We start from the raw sequence: 6,000 nt of genomic DNA, 5'->3' as shown, positions 1-6,000 counted from the left end.
GTTGATGGTTCAATGCCTGTTGTGGCTAGTTGGTTTACACGCACAGCAACAGGGCTGGGATAAGCATTTTCAGGCCAATACCATTGGGCATCGAACGGTACTCTCAACGATTCGCTTGGGATTGGAGGTACTCAGGCGGCCTGATTATCAAATCACGGAGAAAGAATTGCTGGCGGCCTGGGTATTATTCGCCAATCAGTTGCTCAAATATGGCTATGCTATGGCTGATTTATGAGGGGATCCTTCAGACTGCAGTGGGCGGGATTATCGCAGCAGAGGGTTGGAACGGTATTGGTGGTCGTGGTGTCGCCCCAAAGGCACAACTAATTGGTTTTAACTTCTTAGATTCCGATCCGACAGGTAAAGTGACAAATGTTCAAACATTTGAAAACTTTACTAAATCACATGGCGCTAGTGCCTACAGCGATAGTGCCCGTGTTTTTAACCAAAGCTATGGTTACAGCGTGCCTTTCCCGCACGGTTTTGAAGAGGATGAATCTGAAGTATACCGCGATGTGACGACTCAAAGCTTTGATGGTAAAGGCAGTATTTTCGTTAAATCGGCTGGTAATGGTTATGACTACTATCGTTTCAGTACCTTCTGGCTTCCAGGAGATCACTTTTCTGCCACAGCTGAAAACCCTGCTAACCATGGATTACCTTTCCATAATTCAAACATGTCCAGTGATAATGCAAACGTCTACAATTTAGTCGTTAGTGCAATTAATGCTAAAGGCGTGTTATCGAGCTATTCATCAGTAGGGTCTAATATTTTTGTCACTGCTCCAGGTGGAGAATATGGTGAAGTTAATCCAGCGATTGTAACAACAGACCGCGTAGGTTGTGAAAATGGATCTGCGATTGCAGAAGATCGCCCAAGCACACCGTTCCACGGTGGGTTACATCCTTTAAACTCAAATTGTGATTACACTTCGACAATGAACGGTACATCTTCAGCTGCACCGAATACTTCAGGTGCAGTCGCCGTGATTATGAGTGCAAACCCAGATTTGACGTGGCGTGATGTACGCAATGTTCTTGCTAAAACTTCAACCAAAGTGAATGCTGATATTGCGGCTAAAACTGTGACTATTGGCGAGGGCGATGCGGCTCAAGAATATGTTGCTATTCCGGAATGGCAAGAAAACGCCGCTGGTTATTCATTCCATAATTTTTATGGTTTCGGCCGAGTTAACGTAAGCGAAGCGGTAAAATTGGCTAAATCCTATGCTGAGGATTTAGGTGAATATGTGGTAACTGAATGGCAAGCGAGCCAAGAATTGGCAAAAGCTATTCCTGACGCGGACGTCAATGGTGTTAGTGATACTCAGATGGTAGCGGATGATTTAATCATTGAAGCTGTACAAATCGAGTTAACGGCAGATCACTTACGTCTACCGGATCTTGCTGTTGAGCTAATATCTCCAGCAGGAACGAAAAGTGTATTAATGACACCTTATAATGGTTTGGTATATCAAGGTGTTATGGATAAAACAGATCCTGAAGATCTCATTACAGGCTTTGATGCAACGCCTATGCTGTCTAATGCTTTCTATGGTGAATCAGCTAAGGGAGAATGGACTATCAAGCTTATTGATGTGAATAGTGGTAGCTATAAATTTATCAAATATGATCAAGGTTATATCTCTATTCCTAATGAAGCTGATGGAAAACTAAAAGGTTGGTCAATTCGTTTCCATGGCCATGCTGCCAAGTCTGCATCTTAAGGAGTATTAAATGAAAGCGTTGAATTTATCATTAGTTGCAGTTGCTCTTACGTTATCTGCACAAGTTATGGCACATGACAAAGTTGATTTGGTTGAACCTCAAGGTGAAACACAAGGCGTCACAGTCAGTCGTGCTGAATTTTTGGGTACTGACAACCAATATTTTGTCAAAACTGATGCTGGCGTGAAGCAAGCTAAACAGTTAACGAAAGGACAGAAAGTAGTGACTCAGTCTGGTAAGCCATTTGCAGAAATGACAGGCAAATTGGTTGTTAAGCTTAAACCTGGCGTTTCAGCTGAGGATTTTGCAAAAGTTCATGGCCTGAAAGTGGATTGGCAAAACAAGAGTAATTTACTCTTGTTAGCCGCTGAAGATGGCACTGATCTCATCAACCTAGTGAACGCGATTAAAGCGTCCCCTGAAGTTGAACGAGCTAAGTTAGACCGCGCCATTGCCAAGCAAGAAGTACAGTAATTTTTGTTTGATTTAAAAGGGCCTATTGGCCCTTTTTACTTTGGTGTTATGTTTTAAATTCATCTACAGAAAAAGCGATCAGCTTTTGCCAGAGTGCTTGGGCGACGGGGCCTAAAGGTGAGTGGGGTTTTCGCATCACATAGTAATCGAGTTGAATGTTGTTTTGCCTTTCACGCAGATCCAGTGCAATCAACGCGCCCTGTTTGAGTGAATCTACAATCATATAGTGCGGCAGCTTGCCCCAGCCCATACCACTTTGAATAAGCATTTTCTTGGTATAAAAATCATTAACATACCAACGTCGTTGCCCCGCCTGTACCCCAAACTCAATATTCGCAGTGCCTGAGCCCGTATCTTGGATCACGATTTGGTATTCATTAACGAGCTCTCGTGCGTAGGTCAGTGTTGGATGACGCTCAAGCATGCGCGGTGCGGCGACATCGAGCAGACTACCGGAAAATAAATAGGCTAATTCTAAATGACTCGAGCGTATGGGCTCAATTCCGCCTGCGGAGATGATGATTTCGGCTTTATCTTGATTCAGCGCTTCGAGTGCACCAGTTAAAAACTCTTGTTTGAGAATAATTTGGGTATAGGGAAACTCATTTTGAGTCAGCTCTAAAATCGGCAAAATTCGAGCGAGATTAAAGGAGGCTTCAAAAGCTAAGGTGATGCTTGCTTCGTTACCTTTGGCTAAATGCTTCGCTACTTGCTTCATTTCTTGCGCTTCATTCAGTACCCGCAGGGTATGTTGCAGCAGTTTTCGACCTTGCTCAGTGATGGCTAGTCGATAACCTTCGCGATTAAACAGGATAAGATCGAGTTGAGATTCTAACTGTTTGATACTTTGACTAATGGCGGGTTGGGTTTTATGCAGCTTGTCACTGGCAGCTTTGAGTGAGCCCGCCTCAGCTACGGTTTTAAACATCAGCAGTTGGTCTAAGGTCACAAGGATTGCTCACAAGTCATAAATTATTAGTTTATGAGATATTAGATTTTATTCCATATTTATTTATCTTTTATCGGCTCATAATCGATTCCATTCTCGCTCGTCGTCTGCGAATTTATGCCCAAGACTGACGGCAATATTAAGATCAATGGGGTGTGTGCGATGCGATTTTCAAACTTATGTGATACCAAGGGGTCAAGTATCAATGGCTTAGTTGCAGAGATTGATACACAGAAGTTATTCCTTTGTGCCAATACACTCAATCGCGTCGCTGCAACCGTCACATTGGCGATGAGCATAGTGTTTTTCATCTCGGGATTTGCCAAGTTATTTGGCGTGTCTATGTTCCATGTTCCGTTCACATTAATGAATCTTCCCACTGGTTTTGGTTATTTTATTGGTTTGATGGAAGTGATTGGCGCCCTTGGGTTGTGTCTACGTGACTACCGAGTGCTATCGGCGAGCGGTTTACTGGCGATTATGATGGGGGCGATTTATTTCCACTTTAACTATGAAGCGCCGATTAATGCATTGCTGGCATTGAGTTTATCGGCAGGACTCTTTCTGATTATTAAACTGGATGAAATTGTTGAGCGTTTAGTGCGATTTCAGCGGCAGTTGGTGCTGAATCGCTCCGCTTTTTAAGCGTGCATTGAAGTGTTATGTAGAACAGTGAGTTAAGTGAGAAATACTGAGTTTAAAGCCAGTAGTACAGATATAAGTTAATCAACACGAGAGGATTATGATGCAAGTTAACGCGAGTCGTATGCCTGTGCTATTTGTGCCCCACGGTGGTGGCCCAATGCCTTTGCTCAATGATGTTAATCATAGGGAATTGCGTGCATTTTTAACTTCAGTAACAGTGTCAATAACAGCTCCGAAGGCGATTGTGTTGATCACTGCCCATTGGGAAGAATCTGTGGTGACTTTGTCGAGTAGCCCAAAGCCAAGTATTTTGTATGATTACTATGGATTTCCACCTGAGGCTTATCAGCTGACATATCCTGCACCCGGTGAGCCAGAATTAGCCGCACAGATTGCGAATATGCTAGCGGATAAGGGCATCGCCGCCCGCTTAGATAGCGAACGCGCATTCGATCACGGTACCTTTGTACCACTTAAGTTGATGTATCCTGAGGCGAATATTCCCGTGGTGCAGATGTCGTTAGTCGATAGCCTCGATCCTAAAACCCATATAGCGATTGGGGAGGCTTTAGCTCCGCTGCGGGACCAAGGGGTGTTGATCGTGGGGTCTGGCATGTCATTTCACAATATGCGGGCTTTTTTCTCAAGCGATCTCACAGTGCAAAGCCGCAGTGCAGAATTTGATCATTGGTTGACGCAAACTTTAACGGCAAGTGTTAGTTTTGCCGAGGTAAAAACAGCGTTAACTCATTGGCAATCAGCCCCTGAAGCGCGTTTTAGTCATCCGCGGGAAGAACATTTATTACCGCTACATGTGTGTTTTGGTGCAGGCCATAATGGTTCATCCCATGCCGAACGCAACTTTAATGGTATTTTGTTAAACACGCTGATCTCTGGTTATATCTGGCAATAAATGGAGGGTAGGATTTCCCTCGTCGATAATAAGCCAAATTGAAGTTGTGTTGCGGCCAATAAAAAAGGTTCGTATCTATCGAAGATATGAACCTTTTTATATTCAGCATTGAGCTGTGGTGTAGCATTAGCTTAGCTGATTTACTCTTATGCGGTAAACACTAAACCCACGCTAAACAAGGTACTGAAAATCATGGTTAACTTAGCTGTACGGCCGAGTAACGGATTTAAGGCTTCACCAGAAACGGCATAAAAATCGCTACTGAGTTTGCGGGCAATAAGCAGAGATAATCCCGCAAGTAGTACTGGTAAACCGGGTAAAATACCGAATAAAAAGCCTGCGATGACTAAGCCAAAGGGCAAATAGATTAAGGCTTGATAAAGCACTTTTGCCTGAGCTTCGCCAATACGTACCGCTAGAGTATGCTTGCCCGCTTGGGTGTCGGTACGGATGTCGCGAGTGTTATTCACCAACATAATCGCAGCGTTAAACAAGCCAATCGCACAGCCTAATAACCAAGCATTAATAGTTGTATCGCCCGCCTGCAGATAATAACTGCCCACCACTGCAACTAAGCCAAAAAAGACAAATGCCGCTACTTCACCGAGCCCATGGGAGGCTAGGGGATAGGGGCCACCACTGTAGCCAAGAGCACCTAAAATAGCGGCTGCGGCGAGAATGGCGATGGGCCAGCCTCCGTGCCAAATCAGATATGATCCCACGGCAAGCGCCATTAAGAGACAAAATATCATGGCATTGCGAACGCTTGTTGGTGAAATTAAACCACTTTGAGTCACGCGAATGGGCCCTAAGCGCTCATCTGTATCTATGCCGTTTTTAAAATCAAAATAGTCGTTAGCGAGGTTGACGGCGATTTGTAATAAGACAGCACACAACATTGAAGTGGCAGCGATTAACCAGCTGTAACTCTCAAGATGCAGGGCGAGAATGTTGCCTATCAGTAGGGGACCTATGGCCGCGGGTAGCGTACGGGGTCTTATTGCTAAAATCCAAGGATTCATGGCGTCCAGTCATTATTGGTAAATGGGAATGGTACCGAGCAAGGGCTCAATTAGCGCATAGCATAACAAGATTTAACACGAAAGTGAGCACTATCTAATAAACGCATTTAACAGAGTTTGAATTGGCGCACATATGTTCACTGATGCAGGATGAGATTTGTCGTTAAGTTCAAAGAAAATCAAAAAAGTCTGTGTTTCCATAGTTAATGTTGATGGAGGCTTTGTGCTGTCCATGACATAGGCGTAACGCTAAATACTCTGTTTAGTAG

At 44.1% G+C, this 6,000-nt stretch carries 5 protein-coding genes and 2 pseudogenes; 5 read left to right on the top strand and 2 right to left on the bottom strand.

Going from position 1 to position 6,000, the window contains the following annotated elements:
- The 3 genes and pseudogenes from L5M18_RS19625 to L5M18_RS19615 form a co-directional block, all read left to right on the top strand.
- Positions 1-235 (top strand): annotated as a pseudogene (locus tag L5M18_RS19625) (IS4 family transposase); the annotation flags it as partial.
- A 13-nt stretch (positions 236-248) separates the two neighbouring features.
- Positions 249-1,727 (top strand): annotated as a pseudogene (locus L5M18_RS19620) (S8 family serine peptidase); the annotation flags it as partial.
- A 10-nt stretch (positions 1,728-1,737) separates the two neighbouring features.
- The gene (locus L5M18_RS19615; RefSeq protein WP_006085523.1) at positions 1,738-2,202 is read left to right on the top strand and encodes a hypothetical protein; all 465 of its coding nucleotides are present in this window, start codon (positions 1,738-1,740) and stop codon (positions 2,200-2,202) included.
- 46 nt (positions 2,203-2,248) lie between these two features.
- Here the strand turns inward: L5M18_RS19615 and L5M18_RS19610 are convergent, their stop codons facing one another.
- The gene (locus L5M18_RS19610; RefSeq protein WP_126491613.1) at positions 2,249-3,151 is read right to left on the bottom strand and encodes a LysR family transcriptional regulator; all 903 of its coding nucleotides are present in this window, start codon (positions 3,149-3,151) and stop codon (positions 2,249-2,251) included.
- Positions 3,152-3,313: 162 nt separating this feature from the next.
- Between L5M18_RS19610 and L5M18_RS19605 the strand changes: the two genes are divergently transcribed.
- Positions 3,314-3,796 (top strand): DoxX family protein, encoded by a 483-nt coding sequence (locus L5M18_RS19605; RefSeq protein ID WP_263198316.1) that lies wholly within the window; start codon positions 3,314-3,316, stop codon positions 3,794-3,796.
- A gap of 97 nt (positions 3,797-3,893) precedes the next feature.
- Positions 3,894-4,709 (top strand): DODA-type extradiol aromatic ring-opening family dioxygenase, encoded by an 816-nt coding sequence (locus L5M18_RS19600; RefSeq protein ID WP_263198314.1) that lies wholly within the window; start codon positions 3,894-3,896, stop codon positions 4,707-4,709.
- 146 nt (positions 4,710-4,855) lie between these two features.
- Here L5M18_RS19600 and L5M18_RS19595 read toward each other — a convergent pair whose 3' ends face one another.
- Positions 4,856-5,731 (bottom strand): 1,4-dihydroxy-2-naphthoate polyprenyltransferase, encoded by an 876-nt coding sequence (locus tag L5M18_RS19595; protein ID WP_168824321.1) that lies wholly within the window; start codon positions 5,729-5,731, stop codon positions 4,856-4,858.
- Positions 5,732-6,000 lie beyond the last annotated feature (269 nt).

This window comes from Shewanella sp. SM20 (genome assembly GCF_025654545.1).
Classification (GTDB): Bacteria; Pseudomonadota; Gammaproteobacteria; order Enterobacterales; family Shewanellaceae; genus Shewanella; species Shewanella oncorhynchi.
Note: the sequence above shows the minus strand (reverse complement) of the source record. Positions and strands in the feature narration are given on the sequence as shown.

Coding starts and splice junctions, on each gene's coding strand:
- L5M18_RS19605 (WP_263198316.1), top strand. CDS start 3,314: ATGCGATTTTCAAACTTATGTGATACCAAGGGGTCAAGTATCAATGGC.
- L5M18_RS19600 (WP_263198314.1), top strand. CDS start 3,894: ATGATGCAAGTTAACGCGAGTCGTATGCCTGTGCTATTTGTGCCCCAC.
- L5M18_RS19595 (WP_168824321.1), bottom strand. CDS start 5,731: ATGAATCCTTGGATTTTAGCAATAAGACCCCGTACGCTACCCGCGGCC.
- L5M18_RS19615 (WP_006085523.1), top strand. CDS start 1,738: ATGAAAGCGTTGAATTTATCATTAGTTGCAGTTGCTCTTACGTTATCT.